Source organism: Microcoleus sp. AT3-A2, from assembly GCF_036705685.1.
Classification (GTDB): Bacteria; Cyanobacteriota; Cyanobacteriia; order Cyanobacteriales; family Microcoleaceae; genus Microcoleus.
Genome location: NZ_JAUBVF010000003.1, coordinates 89,026 through 107,520, shown reverse-complemented (window position 1 = coordinate 107,520; position 18,495 = coordinate 89,026). Strand labels below are relative to the sequence as shown.

General features: G+C 46.0%; 17 protein-coding genes. 10 read left to right on the top strand and 7 right to left on the bottom strand.

What is annotated here, in order from left to right; genetic code table 11:
- Nucleotides 1-174: 174 nt before the first annotated feature.
- From QUB37_RS03360 to QUB37_RS03340, 5 genes are all read left to right on the top strand, one after another.
- Nucleotides 175-1,542: an AAA family ATPase gene (locus QUB37_RS03360; protein ID WP_333159088.1), complete on the top strand. Its 1,368-nt coding sequence runs from the start codon at nt 175-177 to the stop codon at nt 1,540-1,542.
- Entirely contained in the window at nt 1,535-2,317 is a 783-nt protein-coding gene (locus QUB37_RS03355; RefSeq protein WP_333159085.1) for a hypothetical protein, read from the top strand. The genes QUB37_RS03360 and QUB37_RS03355 overlap by 8 nt, the downstream gene beginning before the upstream one ends.
- A gap of 4 nt (nt 2,318-2,321) precedes the next feature.
- Nucleotides 2,322-2,471, top strand: a complete 150-nt coding sequence (locus QUB37_RS03350) for an alpha-E domain-containing protein (protein WP_445299999.1) — start codon at nt 2,322-2,324, stop codon at nt 2,469-2,471.
- A 200-nt stretch (nt 2,472-2,671) separates the two neighbouring features.
- Nucleotides 2,672-4,171 (top strand): family 10 glycosylhydrolase, encoded by a 1,500-nt coding sequence (locus tag QUB37_RS03345; protein ID WP_333159083.1) that lies wholly within the window; start codon nt 2,672-2,674, stop codon nt 4,169-4,171.
- Between the two features lie 184 nt (nt 4,172-4,355).
- Nucleotides 4,356-4,940, top strand: coding sequence for a Uma2 family endonuclease (locus QUB37_RS03340; RefSeq protein ID WP_333159081.1), 585 nt, complete (start codon nt 4,356-4,358; stop codon nt 4,938-4,940).
- Between the two features lie 155 nt (nt 4,941-5,095).
- Here QUB37_RS03340 and argF read toward each other — a convergent pair whose 3' ends face one another.
- Both argF and dusB read right to left on the bottom strand, forming a co-directional pair.
- A complete protein-coding gene (argF, locus tag QUB37_RS03335; RefSeq protein ID WP_333159079.1) occupies nt 5,096-6,016 on the bottom strand; it encodes an ornithine carbamoyltransferase in 921 nt (306 codons plus the stop codon).
- Between the two features lie 99 nt (nt 6,017-6,115).
- On the bottom strand, nt 6,116-7,126 hold the full coding sequence (dusB, locus tag QUB37_RS03330) for a tRNA dihydrouridine synthase DusB (protein WP_333159077.1): 1,011 nt from the start codon (nt 7,124-7,126) through the stop codon (nt 6,116-6,118).
- Between the two features lie 463 nt (nt 7,127-7,589).
- Here dusB and QUB37_RS03325 point away from each other — a divergent pair, with 463 nt between their 5' ends.
- The 3 genes from QUB37_RS03325 to QUB37_RS03315 all read left to right on the top strand — a co-directional run bounded on the left by QUB37_RS03325 (nt 7,590) and on the right by QUB37_RS03315 (nt 11,443).
- A complete protein-coding gene (locus QUB37_RS03325) occupies nt 7,590-9,182 on the top strand; it encodes a glucose-6-phosphate isomerase (protein WP_333159075.1) in 1,593 nt (530 codons plus the stop codon).
- A 63-nt stretch (nt 9,183-9,245) separates the two neighbouring features.
- Complete coding sequence (locus QUB37_RS03320) at nt 9,246-9,980, top strand: response regulator transcription factor (RefSeq protein ID WP_333159073.1); 735 nt, start codon at nt 9,246-9,248, stop codon at nt 9,978-9,980.
- Nucleotides 9,981-10,042: 62 nt separating this feature from the next.
- On the top strand, nt 10,043-11,443 hold the full coding sequence (locus tag QUB37_RS03315; protein ID WP_333159071.1) for a hypothetical protein: 1,401 nt from the start codon (nt 10,043-10,045) through the stop codon (nt 11,441-11,443).
- A gap of 1 nt (nt 11,444) precedes the next feature.
- Here QUB37_RS03315 and QUB37_RS03310 read toward each other — a convergent pair whose 3' ends face one another.
- The 5 genes from QUB37_RS03310 to QUB37_RS03290 form a co-directional block, all read right to left on the bottom strand.
- On the bottom strand, nt 11,445-11,945 hold the full coding sequence (locus tag QUB37_RS03310) for a low molecular weight protein-tyrosine-phosphatase (protein WP_333159069.1): 501 nt from the start codon (nt 11,943-11,945) through the stop codon (nt 11,445-11,447).
- 196 nt (nt 11,946-12,141) lie between these two features.
- Nucleotides 12,142-12,492, bottom strand: coding sequence for a YbaB/EbfC family nucleoid-associated protein (locus QUB37_RS03305; RefSeq protein ID WP_006634273.1), 351 nt, complete (start codon nt 12,490-12,492; stop codon nt 12,142-12,144).
- A gap of 62 nt (nt 12,493-12,554) precedes the next feature.
- Complete coding sequence (gene murB / locus QUB37_RS03300) at nt 12,555-13,511, bottom strand: UDP-N-acetylmuramate dehydrogenase (protein WP_333057143.1); 957 nt, start codon at nt 13,509-13,511, stop codon at nt 12,555-12,557.
- Nucleotides 13,512-13,661: 150 nt separating this feature from the next.
- Nucleotides 13,662-15,218 (bottom strand): UDP-N-acetylmuramate--L-alanine ligase, encoded by a 1,557-nt coding sequence (gene murC / locus QUB37_RS03295; RefSeq protein ID WP_333159067.1) that lies wholly within the window; start codon nt 15,216-15,218, stop codon nt 13,662-13,664.
- 541 nt (nt 15,219-15,759) lie between these two features.
- On the bottom strand, nt 15,760-15,930 hold the full coding sequence (locus QUB37_RS03290; RefSeq protein WP_333159065.1) for a hypothetical protein: 171 nt from the start codon (nt 15,928-15,930) through the stop codon (nt 15,760-15,762).
- 250 nt (nt 15,931-16,180) lie between these two features.
- Here QUB37_RS03290 and nadD point away from each other — a divergent pair, with 250 nt between their 5' ends.
- Nucleotides 16,181-16,897 carry a nicotinate (nicotinamide) nucleotide adenylyltransferase gene (gene nadD, locus QUB37_RS03285; protein ID WP_333159062.1) on the top strand — a complete coding sequence of 239 codons (717 nt, stop codon included), beginning with the start codon at nt 16,181-16,183 and terminating at the stop codon, nt 16,895-16,897.
- A gap of 191 nt (nt 16,898-17,088) precedes the next feature.
- Nucleotides 17,089-18,108 (top strand): type I glyceraldehyde-3-phosphate dehydrogenase, encoded by a 1,020-nt coding sequence (locus QUB37_RS03280; protein ID WP_333159060.1) that lies wholly within the window; start codon nt 17,089-17,091, stop codon nt 18,106-18,108.
- Nucleotides 18,109-18,495: the final 387 nt, after the last annotated feature.

The window sequence follows — 18,495 nt, the reverse complement described above, 5'->3', positions numbered from 1 at the left end:
AGTGTATTTTCGCCTAAAATTGCACCGATGTGCGAAAATGTCAAGCGCACTATAAAATATATAACTTATCCAAAAGTATATTGACTGTTCATATAGCTAGAGCGGGAGGTAGTTAACGATGGCACAAACTGAAACCAAGCGTTATGATTTTACTTAAGTATCTAGGTCTAAGTTATGACAACTATCAACTGGAATGAAGTTTTAGATAGTATTTCAGAGAATGCAGAAGAGCCAGAAGTCGAAGATCGATTTGTCAAACGCCTTCTAAATGCACTTGGATTCAGCTCGGATGAGTGGGTACAACAGTTTAAAACAGGGAAGGGTCCTGCTGATTTTGCTGCTCGCAAGAATCACGATGAGGATAAATTTTCAGTTGCTAAGAGTAACCCATACTTAATCATTGAAGTTAAAGGGAGAGTATCAGGAAATGCAATCATGAACTTAGCAGAAGGTACTCCGATGTACAAAAAAGCTAAAGAACAGATAACAGGTTATCTTCTTGCTCCTAAGTGCCAAACATCTCAATGGGGTATGATCACTAACTCAACAGATATCCAGCTATTCCGTAAACATGGTAAAATCGTATTGCCTGCTACTGACTGCATGAGGATAACCAAAGATAATATTATTAAAATTATTACTAAAATTAAGAACTTGCTGGAAAACCCACCCAAAGCTTTAACAATTTGCATCTATAATGATAAGGGAGGGGTGGGAAAAACTACAACTACAATCAACTTGGCTGCGATTCTTCGACAAGAGCATAAAAAAGTGCTTGTTGTTGACTTCGATCCACAACAAGGAGATTTAACCGATTCATTAGGCTTACAGGAGGGAAAAGTCAAACTATCTGATTGCCTGATTAAGACAGCACTTAATGTTAAAGAAACTCTTCAAGCATTTAATGTGAAGAATAAAGCAGGTCTATTAGTTAAGGTGTTTGATGTCATCCCATCTGATTCAGGATTATCGAAGTTCATGGCTCCTGATTATGAATCAAAAATTGAGAAAGGTTCAGCAAGGCTGCGAGATTTGCTTGATATTTTTGTTCGTAATTATGATTACATCTTAATTGATGCACCTACGAACTGGACTTTTTTTAGTAAAAGCTGTGTGAGAGCTTCCGATGTAATCCTCATGCCAACAGAACACAATAACTTTTCATCTTTAAAAAATGCTGCTAAAGTTATTAAAGAATTCTTGCCTGAAGTTAAGAAGCTTAGGCAGGACGGTGGCCCCATTGCCTTGCCCATATTTTTCAATAGACATAAAGAAACAGAGGCTTCAATCAAAAGAGCCAATGCAGAAATTGAAGCAATTCTTACAGTTAAGAAAGGAGACACTTATATTAAAGATCCTAATTTATTACCCTACTATTGGCCTAAATATACAAAAGCGGTGAGCGATAAAAGTATATTTACAGTTCCAGAATATGAAGTTGTTTCAACTGCTGCTTTTTCTCGAAAGCCAGCAGTTTTTCTACACAAAAAGGCGGCTGAGTATTACTTAAAATTAGCTAGGGAGTATTTCTTGTATGAATAATTCAGAAAACATCGGTAAGTTAATGCACTTGGAGTTAGCTAAAATTGAATCAGCAGAATCCTGCTGTGAGTCAGAGTTTGTTATTGCCGGAGCAGCCGAAGCCATCTTACAATCGGGTAATCGCAATTGGATTCCGATTATCGTCAAAGAAACAGGCGATTATCAGTATGAAGTTGTGAGCAATAACTTTGTCTATACTGTTGCTAAAAAAGCTCAATTAGAGCGAGCCTGGTGTATTGTCATTGACCCAAAAACATCAAATATTGAACAAGCGAAGATTCTAGCGCGAGAAGCAAATCCTACAGTCAATCTGAGCACAGCATCAAAAGATACTATTATAGCTGTACTTAAATACTTAGTTAAAGAGCATAATTGGAAGAATGTAAAACCAGTTGAGACGGCCAATAAAATTGTAGATTCTAACCGCGAGCAATGGTCAGATTTCACCCCCCTGACTAAGTTACAATGTGGTTTGACTAAGGCCAGATTAGATTTTATTGCTAAAGTATTTACTATATCACCGCCACCGCCGCCGCCTCCTCCTCCTCAAGCAGTCAGCCTGAAACGTGCATCAAGAGATGAGATTTTCGATCGTCTCAATTACTTATCCACTAATAAAATAGGAGGCTTTGAAAATATCGATCCTGAAAAAACAGCCGATGCTATCTTCACCGCGAATAAAGGCAAGTGGAAAACCCTCAGTCCAATTTCCAAACTTGAATGCGGCATTGATACAGCCAAAATGAAAATCATTAAAACCGTATTTAGCCTGTAAAACTATGTTAAGTGGTGTAGCGGATTCAATTTACTGGCTCAACCGCTATATTGAAATATCGGAAAATATCGCCCATTTTGCCGAGATCAATTTTAATCTCATCCTCGACTCTCCCAGCGGTATTACTCAACTATTTACCGATCTGCCCACTTAATGTACCATTGTGCGAAAATGTCAAGCGGACGCTCAAACCAAAAGTCCGTAAAGGACTGTTAAACGCTCTCTCACACAATTCTGATGCGAAATACCAAAACATTCTTTTTGTCAAGCTTGTTCCTGATTGGCTTAACAATTAGTTTTCTGCTGACTCCTGGTTGGTTATCAAACTGGTTCCCAAACCGCGCTAACGCAACTATGCCCCCGCAAACCCAAACCGCCGAATTTCGCGCCTTCTGGGTGGACGCTTTCAACCCCGGCTTCAAAACCCCTCAAGAAGTCACAAAATTGATCGCAGACGCGCAGCGGGCTAATGCCAACGCGATCGTCGCCCAAGTCCGCCGCCGTGGCGATGCTTTTTACACGAGTGCGATCGAACCCCGCACCCTCGATCCCAACGTTCCGGCCGGTTTCGATCCACTGCAAGATGTGATTGACAAAGCCCACGCCGCAGGCATTGAAGTATACGCTTGGATGGTGACGCTGCCAGTGGTTTCGGGCAGCAAACTTCCCGCCGGTCACGTTTGGCAACAACACGGGCCTTCTGCCCCAGGAAACGACAATTGGGCAATGCTGACTTACGGGGGGGAATCACCCGGTTTCCTCGATCCCGGCCATCCAGACGCCGTAGATTATACTGTTTCCGTCTATTTGGACTTGCTCAAGCGCTACGATGTGGACGGTGTACAGTTGGATTACGTGCGCTACGGTGGGCCTACTTGGGGCTACAATCCGACTGCGATCGCCCGTTTCAATCAGCAAACAGGTCGATCGGGCAAACCCGCACCCACCGATCCCGCGTGGATGCAGTGGCGGCGCGATCAGGTGACAAATTTAGTGCGGAAGCTTTATGTAGAAAGCCTTGCGATTAAACCGCGTGTTAAAATTACCGCCGCCACGATCGCCTGGGGAGACGGCCCGAAAAACGATGCAGGGTGGTATCAAACGCAGCCTTACAAAGAAGTATTGCAAGATTGGCGCGCTTGGCTGGAAGAAGGGATCGTAGACATGGCGATGCCGATGACTTACCAGCGCGAGTACAAACCATCGCAAAAAGTCGCTTATGACCACTGGATCGAGTACGCCAAAGACCACCAGTACAACCGCCAAATTGCGATCGGCCCCGGCAATTACCTCAACTACATTGAAGACACTCTAGGCCAGATTCGTCGCGCCGAACAGCCGTCTGCGAAAGGAAATCACGTCGCAGGTACGGTGCTCTATTCCTACGCTAGCAGCAACGTGTACACGAATGTGGAACTGCGATCGGGCGGTAGCGGTGATTTGCCCCGCCAGCCTTGGAAATACGTTCCCCAAAGCAACGATTTGTTTTACACCGCGCTTTCTGTGCCGAGTCAATACGTTGATGCTGCGACGGGCAAAACCTATGAAACTCAGCCTGTGTGGGCCACAGCAGCAGCCGTTCCCGATATGCCTTGGAAGTCGCGGCCGACTACAGGTGCGATCGCCGGAAATTTGCAGCGGTGCGCTCAAACTTGCGACGGTGCAAGCTTGACATTGCAGTCGATCGATGCTGCTGGCAAGGTGCGTCAACTGCGCGCCGATGGTAAAGGATGGTTTGGGGCGATCGAGCTTTCTCCAGGAACTTATCAGTTGAAAGTTGACGGTAGTCAAATTCAACAAACAGTTAATGTTGTCGCCGGTGACGTAACAAAAATCAATCTCGGAGCATCTTAACTGGTCTACTCGTTACCAGGCAGAGCCTGGTAACGCATATCCGGAGGCTTGCCTCCAATTTCCATAAAAGCTTCCGAGGCAGAGCCTCTAGATCTCGGTTTCCAGGCAGAGCCTGGGAACCAGTTAATATCATAAGCTAAAATAAAATCATCCCACATCAAATTATAAATTTATCAATCGAAATATGCTAACAACAGAAGCTGCTTTCACGCTCCGTAAATGGACAGTTAAAGAGTATCACAAACTAGGAGAGATGGGATTTTTTCACCCAGAGGAACGAGTCGAATTACTTTCAGGAAATATCATCAAAATGAGTGCAAAAGGAACTGCTCACACTTCAGCCACGAGACGTACTGCCAGCGTGCTGAGCGATCTTCTGGGAAATCAGGCTGCTGTTTATACCCAAGATCCGATCGCCCTTGATGACAATTCCGAACCCGAACCAGATATCGCCGTAGTCAGAATCGATTCTTTTGACTATGCGACTCACCATCCGACTCCCTCAGAGGTATATCTAATTATCGAAGTGGCAGACAGCAGCTTAACTTTCGATCGCGAAGTTAAAGCCAAAGCTTACGCGCGATCGGGAATTGCCGATTATTGGGTGCTAAATGTGAATGAGCGACAACTCCACGTTTTTCGAGAACCTACTGAAAATGGGTATCAAAGCGAAGTAATTCTTGGGGAAACTGCGAGCATTTCACCGCTGGAATTTCCTGCTTTCAATATCGCAATTCAGGCAATGTTGCCCCCTCTGGTATCAAATTGAAAACTGTTGTATCAATTGTCTTGATTTGTGAATTATGTTTTTTTTATTAACCGCAGAGGGCGCAGAGGGCGCAGAGAAAGAGAATAGAAGAGATAGAGATAATGGCTTTTCTCTTATTCTTCAGTCGGGCGATTCTTCTCTTCCCTTCTCTATTCCTAATCGCTTTCTAGAATGCTTGCGAGCAAAGCTTGCTGAGCGTGCATCCGATTTTCTGCCTGATCCCAAACGCGGGATTGACTGCCTTCAATCACTGCATCGGTAATCTCTTCATCCCGGTGTGCGGGCAAACAGTGCAATACAATTGCATTCTTATCTGCTAACTTCAGCAATTGTTCATTTACCTGATAGGGTTCAAACAAAGGAATCCTGATTTTTGCTTCCTCTTCCTGTCCCATACTCGCCCAAACATCAGTATAAATCACTTGAGCATTCTTCACAGCAGCTTCTGCGTCCGCCGTCACAGTAACTTCTGTTTTTCCATTAGCAATATTCTTAGCTTTTTTCACTATCTCAGCATTCGGCTGGAAATCTTGAGGGCAAGCAATTCTTACATTCATTCCCGTCATTGCACAGCCCAACATCAGCGAATTTGCCATATTATTGCCATCGCCAAAATAAGTCAAAGTAACCCCTTCCAACTTACCAAAACACTCTTTTACTGTCATTAAATCCGCCAGCACTTGACATGGGTGTTCGTCATCTGTCAGCGCATTAATCACAGGAATTTTCGCATAATTGGCAAAAGTTGCTAAGTCCTTTTGCTCGAAAGTCCGAATCGCCAAAATGTCTAAATATCTGTCTAAAACCCTGGCTGTATCTACCAAAGGTTCGCCGCGGCTGACTTGTGTAACGTTGGGATTGAGGTCAATCACTTGCCCTCCCAATTTATACATTGCCACCGTAAAACTTACCCGCGTTCGCGTTGAAGCTTTGGAAAATAACAAGCCGAGAACTTTATTGCGTTTCAGCTTGACCATTCCCGATTTTAAACTGGTTGCTAGATCCAGCAAATAATTTAATTCGTCAATGCTTAAATCTGCCAGACTTAATAAATCTCGCCCTTTTAAGGAATCCATGCTTTCCCCCACACACAAATTTTTAACTTTGTCTTAAATCTTAGCCCGCAGAGACTGGTTTTGTTTCTGTAATCCCTAGTTGGCCTCTGCGGGTAAGGTTTATGCGGGCAATTGCTCGATCGCGCGATCGATCGAATCGCAACCTTGTTCAACCGTTTCTACCACAGCCAACACGCCCCGCAATTCCCCAGCGCCGGGGAAACCCTTAGCATACCAGGTTAAGTGCTTGCGCGCTTGGCAGACACCGCTTTCACCTTTATATTCCCACAAAGCCCGCAAATGTTCCTTAGCACATTCGAGGCGTTCAATTGGTGTCGGAGCTATCTTTTCCACACCAGTTTTCAAGAAATAATCAACTTCTCCCACCAAAAAAGGATAGCCCAAAGTTCCCCGCGAACACATCACTCCATCAGCGCCGGTTTCTTCCAGACATCGCATCGCTGCTTCCACAGAAAAAATATCCCCGTTAGCAATAACTGGAATCGATAAAACTTCTTTCACGCGGCGAATCCACTCCCATTTGGCCGGGCCGGTGTAACCTTGCGATCGAGTCCGGCCGTGCACGGTAATCATTTTTGCTCCCGCATCTTCCATCCGCTTCGCAAATTCCAAAATATTAATTTCTTTATCAGTCCAACCAATCCTAGTTTTAACTGTGACAGGAACATCTACTGCTTCCACAACAGCCCGCACAATTGCCTCGGCCGTTTCCGGGTCTCGCAGCAGGGAAGAACCGCCGCCGTTTTTAGTAATTTTGTTAACCGGACACCCCATATTAATATCAACAGTATCCGCTCCTTCTGCCACTGCTTTCTGCGCCGCTTCTGCCAAGAAATCCGGCCGGCAGTCAAACAATTGAATGCTAATCGGACGCTCGTTTGGGTCAACTTCCATAATTCTCGGCAGTTGCTTCACGTAGTGCAAACCCGTAGCGTTCACCATTTCCGTGTACATCATCGAATCCGGCGCGTAGCGGCGCACCAGGCGGCGAAATACCAAATCGGTAACGCCGGATAAGGGTGATTGCAGGACGCGGCTTTTAACTTCAAAATCCCCGATTTTGAGGGGAGTTGCTAACCGTTCTTTTAATTCGGAAGATAGAGTAAGCATAGTCGATCGCACTTTTATTCTAATATCTGTATATTATACTACACTTCAGACTGTTGACCGTTGTTAACTATCTTTTTAGCAGATTATTGAGTGACAGTTAAAAGTATATTTAACCTCACCGCAATGCCTATTTTACAGAGCCCGATCGCCCAAATTTGAATATTGTGAAACCAGGGGCCAAACGCCAACGCCGACCACAGTTAAATTTCTGTGGCGCTTCGATCTATCTATGGGGTGTGACCATTAATGAGGGATCTACCTACTAAGAGTGTTGCCCAAGTCATATTTTTATTGTTTGATTCTGCCGAATGCTCTGCCTGCCTTTGGCTCCGGCTGCCTTCAGACGACTAATACTTAAATTTATTGGGATTCTGCAAAAGCCGTACATCAGATCGTTTTAAACTACAATTGGTGGATTCCTGACGACGCCGATCGAACATTAAAAAAATTGTAGAGAATTCCTATGGACGCCGCAGCACTCTGGCAACGCTATCAAGACTGGCTTTACTATCACGAGGGATTGGGACTTTACCTCGATATCAGCCGCATGGGATTCGACGACGCTTTCGCAGCAGCACTGAAGCCCAAATTTGACAAAGCTTTCAAAGACATGGCAGCTTTGGAAGCAGGTGCGATCGCCAATCCCGACGAAAACCGCATGGTGGGCCACTACTGGCTGCGAAACCCCGATTTAGCTCCCACTCCAGAATTAAAACAAGAAATAGTCGAAGGGATAGCACAAGTAGAAACATTTGTCAAAAAAGTTCAAAACCGCGATATTAAACCGCCCTTTGCTCCGCAATTTACCGACATAATTTCGATCGGCATCGGCGGTTCGGCCCTGGGCCCCCAATTTGTCGCCGAAGCTTTATCCCCAGACATTCCGCCCCTAGCAATTCATTTTATCGACAACACAGATCCGGCTGGGATCGATCGAATTCTCAAAAAAATTAAAGACAAACTCGCCAGCACCCTAGTAATTACAATCTCCAAATCCGGCGGCACCCCCGAACCCCGCAACGGCATGATTGAAGTTCAAAAAGCCTTCGCCGCTCAAAAACTCGACTTCGCCAAACAGGCAGTTGCCATCACCGGAACAGACAGCAAATTAGACAAATTAGCCAAATCCGAAGGCTGGATTGACAGCTTCCCGATGGCCGACTGGGTGGGAGGACGCACTTCCGAACTCTCAGCAGTAGGACTTTTGCCAGCAGCTTTGCAAGGCATCGACATTCTGGCGATGCTCGACGGCGCTAAAGTCATGGACGAAGCTACCAGAATTCCCGACATTAAAAATAATCCCGCCGCCCTTTTAGCCATGAGTTGGTATTTTGCCTGCAACGGACGGGGCGAAAAAGATATGGTAGTTTTGCCGTATAAAGATTCACTACTATTGTTCAGCCGCTACTTGCAGCAATTAGTCATGGAGTCGATCGGCAAACAGGAAGATTTAGACGGCAATACAGTTCATCAAGGAATCGCAGTTTACGGCAACAAAGGCAGCACCGACCAACACGCTTACGTCCAGCAACTGCGTGACGGGGTGCCGAATTTCTTCCTAACATTTATCGAAGTTTTGCAAGACAGGCAAGGCATTTCCCCAGAAGTAGAAACCGGCGTCACTTCAGGAGATTATTTGTCTGGTTTGTTGCAGGGAACTCGACAAGCTTTGTACGAAAATCACCGAGATTCCATTACTGTCACAATTCCCCAAGTCAACCCTCGGACAGTAGGAGCATTAATCGCCCTCTACGAAAGAGCTGTAGGTTTTTACGGTTCCTTGGTAAATGTCAATGCCTATCACCAGCCAGGGGTTGAAGCAGGCAAAAAAGCAGCCGCTGCTGTATTGGACTTGCAGCAACGGGTACTGCAAGTGATCAAAGACGCCCAAAAACCTCTTTCTGTCGCAGAAATAGCCAAAAAAGCAGGAAAGCCAGAGCAAATCGAGACAATTTACAAAACTCTGCGGCATTTGGCAGCCAACGGGCGCGGCGTAGCTTTGGAGGGCAAATTAGGACAACCGGCTACTTTAACTGCAAGTTATCAAGAGAATTAAACAGTAGAATTAAACATTAAAAGTGAAATTAGTCACTTTTAATGTTTAATTTTTAATTCCCCCATGCCATTAACGATTCTGGTTGCTGACGACGATTTCGCGACTCGCTTGTCAATTACCGATTATCTAGAAATTACCGGATACTCTGTAATCGCTGCTGAGAACGGCAAAGAAGCTTTAGGCTTGGTAGATGAATTTCAGCCCCACTTGATTGTTACCGACATTACAATGCCCGAGATGGATGGCTACGAATTTGTGCGGCGAGTTCGGACTCGTCCCGCTTTCCGCTTGCTGCCGGTGATTTTTTTGACGGAACGCACGAGCACGCAAGAACGGATTCGCGGCTATCAGATGGGGTGCGACAATTATCTGGCTAAACCTTTTGAACTCCAGGAATTGGGGGCGGTTATTCGCTCTTTGCTTGATCGCTACGCTCTAATCGCTCAGGCTCCCTCTCGTTCCCCCGAACCCGAATCAACGCCAACAGAGGCACGCAGCAGAACTAATGGCCAGCCAGAAGCAGATTTTTTAACTCAAAAGTCAAACACAGGCGATTCCCTACGGGATAGCTCCGCTTCACGCGCCTCTCCCAGCCAAAATGCTCCGAGTTTGACGCAGCGAGAGCGACAAGTGCTAGATTTGCTGACAGAAGGTCTTTCTAATATTCAAATAGGCTCCACACTCCACCTCAGCCCTCGAACGATCGAAAAGCACGTCAGCAGCTTGTTCAGAAAAACTGACAGCAACAACCGAGCAGAACTTGTTCGCTTTGCGATGGAACACCATTTAGTCAGATAACCGCCAACGCTCTGGGCAAGAAAATTACCTGCACTTACTTACCACACTCAATAAATAGCATCATGGTCAACAATTACTTAAAAAATCAGAAAATTTTATATGCAGCAGCATTAGCAGCTTCCATAATTTTCTGTATTGCGATGACATCAATGGGAATCACCAAGTATTACAGCGTTTTACAGGGTGGAAACAACTATAACGATTTCCCTACCAGCGGTTTCAGCCTCATCCGAGTTCTAATTAACGGTTCCTACTTGATAGCAACAGTTACATATATTATCTGGTTAATTCAAAAAAAACAGACAAGTTCCAGCTTTCTAGACATTTGCAAGTATGCAATCCCCTTTCTGGCACTTGCGCTCATAGCTTATCCCCAAAGCAGTGACATTTATATGTACTTGCATTACGGAGCGATGAGCTTACATAAAATTAATCCTTATCTGAATAATCCCGATACCTTAATTTCTAAGGTATCTCCCTTTCTCCACTGGGGACAAACTTCTACCTACGGCCCGGTTTCTTTATTCTTTTTTGCCCTATCAGCACTTGGTGTACCAATGAGTCCTTTACTAGCAGTTTATCTTTTTAAAATAATCTGCGTGTTGGTACACACACTCAATGCCTACTTAATTTGGCGCTTGCTAACAAATTCTGAGAAGCGTAACCTCATAACACTGGCTTATTTAGTCAATCCCATGCTATTGAATGAGCAAATAGCTAATGCTCACCTTGACGTTCTTCTTGCCAATACATTGATCGTTTTAATAGGATGTATTTATTACCAACGTTATGTTTTTGCAATTTTGGCAATTTGGGTAGGTTTTTTAATAAAAACCTTACCTATAATTTGGCTACCCTTAGTTGTTGCTTTCCTCTACAAGCAGCGTCGGTGGAAAGATTTAGCAGCATCAGTCTTGCTTTCTTTATTAATTATCGCGGTGATCACTTATACATTTATGCCAACCGTTTCAGCTTGGAGAAGTCTTTTAAATCCAGGAACCGCCGGGGCGACGGCTCGATCGTTCCACCATGCAATCAATTTATTTATGAATTTTTTGCCCAATGTAAGTGTTGAAACTAGGAAAAGTATTCTATTATTAGTCAAATATTTTGCGTATTTAAGCTGGATTGTTTACTATGCAGGGACGTTAATTAAATCATTATTCCGCAAAAAAGATTGGGAAATTAATTTAGTATCAGATATTGGATGGACGACTCTCACTTTGTTTTTGTTCGCTACACCTTGGCTAATGCCTTGGTATCCATCTATTTTGTTGCCAATTGCTGCTTTGAGTATCAATTCTTCCCATTTTGTATGGACAAGTTTAACTTTTTCTTTGTCACCCAGTATCATTTTGGGAGGGGGAGCGGGGACAACTGTGATATCCCTAGTTACGAGTTTTGTTAGCGTTGTCCCCCCTACAGCATTGCTAATATTCGGGCGGAAAAAGACACTTTTTTAATTTAAATTGATTGCTGACCGCCAACTGTTAATTTTTCTTGACTGACAACGTACTCTAACAAACCCGCTTGAGCGTCCAGCAGCAAATCAATTACTCGATCAAATCCCTCCGGGCCACCGTAGTAAGGATCTGGCACTTCTTTAAGGTCGTATTTCTGGCAAAAATCGCACATCAGCCGCACTTTATCTTTATACTTTTCAGCCACATCCAGGGCAAGAATATTACGATAATTTTCTCTATCCATGGCCAGAATCAAATCAAACTTTTCAAAATCGTTTTTGGAAAATTGGCGGGCTTCGCCTAGCAATTCAATGTCTCGCTTCCTCGCCGCCAATGCCATCCGCCTGTCAGGGGGGCTGCCAATGTGATAGCTAGCAGTTCCGGCAGAATCGCAGGTGATACGATCGCTCAAACCAGCTTCTTTAATTAAGTGATTCATAATGTTTTCTGCTGAGGGCGATCGGCAGATATTTCCGAGGCAGACAAACAATAATTTAGTCATTAGTCATTAGTTATTAGTTATTAGTTATTAGTCAGTCAACAGTCAACTGTGCTAATTTGTAGGGTACGTCGCTTTTAGAGTCAATCTGCAAGTTCCATCGAACATGGAGCAGCGACGCACCTTACTAGAGCGGTTTCCAGAAAGTTTAATCAATCAGTCAACAGTCAACAGTCAACAATTGACTGATGACTCATGATTAACCGAAACCGGGGAGATTTAGTCCACCGGTGAGTTCTTCCATTTTCTCCCGCATCGTCATCGTAGACTTAGCGTAAGCATCCTGCATCGCCACCGTGACGAGTTCAGAAACCACATCAGCACCTTCACCGAGGGCATCCGGTGAGATTTCCACGCGGCGGGGTTCTTGGTTGCCGCTGAGAAAAACCTTGACCAAGCCGCCGCCGGCAGTTCCCTCAATTTCCATTACATCCAACTCTTCTTGGAGCTTTTTAGCTCCTTCTTGAACCTGCTGAGCTTTTTTGAAAGCTTCAGTCAGTTCTTTCATTTTTCCCAGGCCGAAGCCAAATCCTTGTCCTGATTTTGTCATAACTACTTTGTGATGGTGTGTGGGCTGGCAGTCTGCCGTTTCCGTATTACTTCAATGATGCCTTAGAAGGGAAACTCTCCCAGTATTCTAACTTCTGGCTCCAACAACAGCGACCACCGCTGCTCGACTTGCTGTTGAACGTGGCGGATCACTTGAAAAATATCATTGGCCGTTGCCGACCCGCAGTTAAGAATAAAATTAGCATGGCGCTGAGCTACTTGTGCGCCGCCGATCTGATATCCCTTCAGTCCCGCTTGTTCGATGAACCAACCGGCCGTCTTGGGGCCAGGGTTACGGAAGACTGAGCCACAGCTCGGTAAGTGGTAAGGTTGAGTTGTCCGCCGCTGGCTGAAATGGTCATTAGTTTCTGCCATTACTTGCGATCGGTCAAATCCCGGCTGTAACTGGAAAGTCGCTTCTGTTACTAGCCGATCGCCCCCTTGCAACACCGAAGTCCGGTAGCGGTACTCCAACTCTTGGGGAGTCAGAATTTCCACCTTGCCGCCGGGGGATAGGACGCGGGCATTGACTAGAATATCAGCAGTACAGCCTCTGTGAGCGCCTGCATTCATCACCACAGCCCCTCCCACCGTACCCGGTATGCCGACTGCCCATTCTAGACCTTTCCAGCCCCGTTTAGCCGCCAACCAAGCGAGGCGGGGAATTGACTCTCCCGCCCCCGCTGTCACTTGACCTGTTTCTGGATTAAAATTCACCTGTTTCAGGTAGCGAGTGCCGACGACCAAACCGGACAAACCCCGATCGCTCACCAACAAATTAGAACCCGCACCCAGCAGAGTCACCGGCACTCCTTCATCGTGTGCCCAGGCAAAACTCGCTTGCAAAGCCTCCATACTGCGGGGAGCCACGTACCACTCGGCGGGCCCGCCGACTCGGAACGAAGTCAGGCCCGCCAGCGAAACTTGGGAGTTAATCTTGCAATCAGTTCCCCGCAAAGAAATAGGAGAATACACTCGCCGATTGTCCTTAACAGAGGAGTCATTCGAGATAGTCACCATCTTGAAAATCCTTAAAAATACCTTCGCTCGAAGACGTGGTTGAAAATTCGTTTAGCTAACTTATGTCGCCCCTTTGAGCGAGCCGTCCGACAGAAGTTTCGGCACAACGTGCCACGCCATAATGTCGATCGACTCTACTCTGTTCGCGAGCTAATCGGGGCGATCGGCTTGTTGATAAAAAGCCATAACCTCTGGAATAATCTGATTCAGATTACCAGCGCCCAAAAACAGAGCCAAATCCCCCGGTTGCAGATTTTTGGTTAAAAACTTAGTGACTGACTCTAGGGAAGGCGCAAACTCAACCTCTCGGCCTTCTTTAGCAATCAAATCAGCAACCTGCTGCCCACTAATCTCTCCTAAATTTGGTTCCCCAGCACTATAAATATCGCAAGCCACAACCAAATCAGCATCCCCAAAAGATTGAGCAAATTCTGGCAAAAATGTCAGAGTCCGGCTGTAACGGTGGGGTTGAAAAATTGCAACCACTCTTCGGGATTTGGGATTTTTTTCGCTACCTTCGATACGCAAGCGAGCGGCCGCCAAGGTGACACGAATTTCGCTAGGATGGTGAGCGTAGTCGTCCACAAACAGGATGTCATTGTGAAAACCCCGCACCTCAAAACGGCGACGAGCTCCTTCAAAGCCAGCAATCGCTTTGGCAATCGCCGAAAACTCTAACCCCAACAATCGGCCCACTGCTACCGCAGCTAGTGCATTGCTGAGATTGTGTGTGCCTAGCAACTTCAACTCCATTTCTCCCAGGAAAGCTCCTCGCTCCCAAATCCGAGCCTTGGTGCTTTGTGCCCCGTACTCCACGCCCGAAGCTGTGTAGTCAGCACCGCTGTCAGGCTGCAAGCTGTAGCTGACATGAGGCTGAAGGCAGTCTTTAACGATTTGATCGTCAATGCAGCCCACCAAGGTTTGACAGTTTTCGGCAAACACCTTAAATGTGTCTATTACCTGGTCAAGGGTATCGTAATGGTCTGGATGATCCAGTTCCACGTTCGTCACTATGCCAATTTTGGCTACCAGCTTGACGAGAGAACCGTCGGATTCATCAGCCTCGGCAACTAAGTAGGGGCCTTCCCCCAAACGGGCATTGCCTTCCCAAGCATTTACCTCGCCTCCTACCACGATCGTCGGGTCTAGACCCGCAGCCATCAGCATGAAGCCGATTAAGCTGCTAGTAGTAGTTTTGCCATGAGTCCCGGCTACGGCTATGCTTTGGTAATCTTGAATTAACGCTGCCAAGACATCCGATCGATGAAAAATCGGACAGCCCAAATCTAAAGCAGCTCGATATTCGGCATTGGCTGGGTGAATAGCCGTCGAACATACTACTTGAGGCAATCCCAGAATTGCTTGGGCGCTTGAACCGTTGCCATTCAATTGGAGAGCTTCGGCTGTCGCGACAGAAGTCCCTACCGTACCCCCGACTATCGAGGATACTGCCCTTTCCTGTTGCCCGCAGTCGGGACTGCTACCGTTAAGGGCCGTTTGAAATAGTTCAAAATTGCTGGCGTCTTGACTCCAAAAAATATGAGCTCCCATTCCTTGCAAGCGCTCGGTTATGTGACTCGATTTAATGTCGGAGCCGTACACAGGCAACTTGCGTTTAGCTAGAATGTAGGCAAGGGCTGACATCCCAATCCCACCAATGCCGATGAAATGAAATGGTCTACCGCTAAAATCAACAGAACTCGGCATCTTTGCTCCTCACACACCACACCACGCCAATAACACGCGATATCATATCAAGAATTGTTTTTTCAGGATACAGTTCGCTAGAGATTTTGTACAAAATTCTCTGCGCGTCCCTAGATTTGAGGGACTTGTAGAGATGTTTGTCTTGTATCCTATATGACTTAGTACCGAGTAGTTTTCCGGAACAGTCACAGCTCGAAAATTGCAGGTAACAGAAAACGGGGTCTGGGGTCGGGGCCAATAGACTAATTTTGGGTGGTTGCATACTCCTGCATTCTTTCTATTTCTATCCGCCTGCTGTGCTGGGATACGGCAGCAAAAGCCCCACAACCTTTCTACCAAGATTGAGGGTAAAACCCATAAGGATTTACAAACACTACCACGAACAACAAAATTTCGCTCCTTTTATAGTCATTTATCTACTCGTACGCTCATTTTTTCTTGAAAGTCAGAGATTGACACGATCGCAGCTATAGTATATATTCTTATTTTATTGTATATATACAAGGTATGCAGTTAGTCGAAATAGTCGCAAAGCCATAGATCAAAGCAAATCATTGGTTTGATAGAGAAGCCGATCGACGTTCTTGGCAGCCCTTAAAATTTTTACCACGGCGCTAAGTATATCTACCCTCAAAACTTTTTCGGTCGCCCACAAACGAATGCTCAGGTGGTCGATCGCGCCCTCAAAACAAGTTGGGATTAATATTTGCAAGGTTAATCATCCAGTCCCGAACCCACTCCGACGCTCAGAACGGGGTTTTTTAAGTATTATTGAAGGTTTGAACGAATTAAGGGGGTTGAAAAAATCGGTTTCAGCGTTCAGGACGATCGTCGAAACTAGGGTCGTCCAGGGGTTTGTCCCCGATGTGAAGCGAGGGTTTTCTAATAAACGAGCTTATGGTTAAAAGTGTATAAACATAAAATTGGCGCGATGTCTGTATTAATCCTGATTTTGGGGAAATATGGGGAAAATAGCGATTTTGGGGGGGACTTTTGACCCGGTTCACTGGGGTCATGTGTTGGTAGCCGAGACGGCTGCAAGTCAATTTGGTCTCGATCGAGTCATTTGGGTACCGGATCGCTCTCCTCCTCACAAAGAACGCCCGGATTTGGCAAGTTTTGAGCAGCGGCGGGAAATGCTAGCTTTGGCGATCGCCGATCGCCCAGACTTCGTAATTTCGCCACGGTCGGTCAATCCCAGAGGCAGTTGTTTTGCGATCGACACCCTGCTGTATTTGCAAAAATTGTATCCCGGCGATCATCGCTGGTACTGGATTATTGGTAGTGACGCACTCCTTAGTCTTCCCAAATGGCACCGGTGCGCCGAAATTGCCGGGTTGTGCGACTGGTTGGTGGCCCCACGTCCGAGTCAGGGAGATCGAGAGACAGCAGAAAGCGGGGAGATTGGGGGACTGTCCGAGTGGGGATATTGTCCGGGTGGAAAACCCCTCGATTGCGGGGGGGACAGGATGCAGGTTCAGACAAATGCTGTTGGCCGGCGAGTTGCCGAACAAATGGCTCTTCTGGATGTGGAAATTCGCTGGGAGGTGCTTTCGATGGCGGCGATCGAGATTTCGTCGAGCCACATCCGCCGCTGCTGCGCCGAAAGGATCGACCTCCGCTACTTAGTCCCGGAAGTTGTCGGGACTTATATTGCAGCCCATCAGCTTTACCAGTAACCAGCGGCAGAAAGCCTAATGCCTTCTGCCTTGCAATTTCAGCCTTCTAGAAAAGTTCAAGCTTTTTTGATCGACACAAAAAGTTATAAAGGATCAACCTTTGCGATATGATCTTGTCTCATAAGTCAATTCTTAAATTTTTCCAAAATTTAAGCCTGAGCTAGGGGCTGCCATCATTAGGAGGTACTAAAGTGATTCGAGTCGCGATCAATGGTTTTGGACGTATCGGGCGCAGTTTTGCGCGCTGCTGGTTGGGCAGAGAAAACAGCCAGCTAGAGTTGGTAGCTATTAATGACACTTCCGATCCCAGAAGTAATGCTCACTTACTCAGATACGATTCCATGATGGGAACGTTGAAGAATGTGGACATCAGTGCGGATGAAAATTCCATTACCCTAAATGGGAAGACAGTTAAATGTGTGAGCGATCGCAACCCGCTAAACTTGCCTTGGAAAGATTGGGGTATTGATCTGATTATTGAATCGACCGGTGTCTTCGTTGACCAAGCTGGTGCATCGAAGCATATCACTGCCGGCGCTAAAAAAGTGCTAATTACCGCTCCCGGCAAGGGTTCTGAAGTTGGCACTTATGTGATGGGAGTCAACCACCACAACTACAAGCACAGTGACTACACAGTCATCAGCAATGCTAGCTGTACTACCAACTGTCTGGCTCCTGTACTGAAAGTGCTGCACGAAAATTTTGGCATCGTCAAAGGCATGATGACCACTACCCACAGCTATACTGGCGACCAGCGCTTGCTGGATGCCAGCCACCGCGATTTGCGGCGGGCCCGGGCTGCAGCAATGAATATTGTGCCGACTTCTACCGGAGCAGCCCAAGCTGTGGCTTTGGTGATTCCAGAATTGAAGGGCAAGTTAAATGGTATTGCCATGCGCGTGCCGACTCCCAATGTGTCCGTAGTGGATTTTGTGGCTCAGGTAGAGAAAAAGACTTTTACCGAGCAAGTAAATCAAGTGTTCAAAGAAGCTGCCTCTAGCTCCATGAAAGGGATTTTGGAGTACAACGATTTGCCTTTAGTTTCATCCGACTATCGCGGAAGTGATGCTTCTTCGATTCTGGATTCCAGCTTGACGCTGGTGATGGATGGCGACATGGTGAAGGTTTTGGCTTGGTACGACAATGAGTGGGGCTACAGTCAGCGGGTGGTTGACTTGGCTGAATTGGTCGCCGAACGTTGGGAAGCCTAGTACCCGAAGGCAGAAGGTATTAGTCATTCGGCAGAAGGTAAAAAATGCTGATATTTTTTACTTTTGAGTCGATTTCTAGCTGACTGATTATTTCTGTTTTGGAGCGGTACAGACTTTTGGCAGTCGATAGTTGGCGAGTAGAAAATGAAATATAGTAGGGGCATGGCAGTGCCGTGTCCCTACGATATGCTTATGCTACTACTGCCAGCTATCGAGCGAACTTTTTGCAATAATACTTCGATCGGGCTTTTGGGTCTGCTTGATGATAAATTTGTTGTTTGTTTGTAGTAACCGCTTAAACTTGCTGTGGTAAGTTTTCGGAAAATCCCAAATATTAAAAAAATAAAAATTCCGACTATAAAAGTTAAACAACTGGAAAAATAGCAA

Bases quoted from the DNA above. Each gene is read 5' to 3' on its own strand.
- QUB37_RS03360 (WP_333159088.1), top strand. From the start codon at position 175: ATGACAACTATCAACTGGAATGAAGTTTTAGATAGTATTTCAGAGAAT.
- QUB37_RS03355 (WP_333159085.1), top strand. From the start codon at position 1,535: ATGAATAATTCAGAAAACATCGGTAAGTTAATGCACTTGGAGTTAGCT.
- QUB37_RS03350 (WP_445299999.1), top strand. From the start codon at position 2,322: ATGTTAAGTGGTGTAGCGGATTCAATTTACTGGCTCAACCGCTATATT.
- QUB37_RS03345 (WP_333159083.1), top strand. From the start codon at position 2,672: ATGCCCCCGCAAACCCAAACCGCCGAATTTCGCGCCTTCTGGGTGGAC.
- QUB37_RS03340 (WP_333159081.1), top strand. From the start codon at position 4,356: ATGCTAACAACAGAAGCTGCTTTCACGCTCCGTAAATGGACAGTTAAA.
- argF (WP_333159079.1), bottom strand. From the start codon at position 6,016: ATGGATTCCTTAAAAGGGCGAGATTTATTAAGTCTGGCAGATTTAAGC.
- dusB (WP_333159077.1), bottom strand. From the start codon at position 7,126: ATGCTTACTCTATCTTCCGAATTAAAAGAACGGTTAGCAACTCCCCTC.
- QUB37_RS03325 (WP_333159075.1), top strand. From the start codon at position 7,590: ATGGACGCCGCAGCACTCTGGCAACGCTATCAAGACTGGCTTTACTAT.
- QUB37_RS03320 (WP_333159073.1), top strand. From the start codon at position 9,246: ATGCCATTAACGATTCTGGTTGCTGACGACGATTTCGCGACTCGCTTG.
- QUB37_RS03315 (WP_333159071.1), top strand. From the start codon at position 10,043: ATGGTCAACAATTACTTAAAAAATCAGAAAATTTTATATGCAGCAGCA.
- QUB37_RS03310 (WP_333159069.1), bottom strand. From the start codon at position 11,945: ATGACTAAATTATTGTTTGTCTGCCTCGGAAATATCTGCCGATCGCCC.
- QUB37_RS03305 (WP_006634273.1), bottom strand. From the start codon at position 12,492: ATGACAAAATCAGGACAAGGATTTGGCTTCGGCCTGGGAAAAATGAAA.
- murB (WP_333057143.1), bottom strand. From the start codon at position 13,511: ATGGTGACTATCTCGAATGACTCCTCTGTTAAGGACAATCGGCGAGTG.
- murC (WP_333159067.1), bottom strand. From the start codon at position 15,218: ATGCCGAGTTCTGTTGATTTTAGCGGTAGACCATTTCATTTCATCGGC.
- nadD (WP_333159062.1), top strand. From the start codon at position 16,181: ATGGGGAAAATAGCGATTTTGGGGGGGACTTTTGACCCGGTTCACTGG.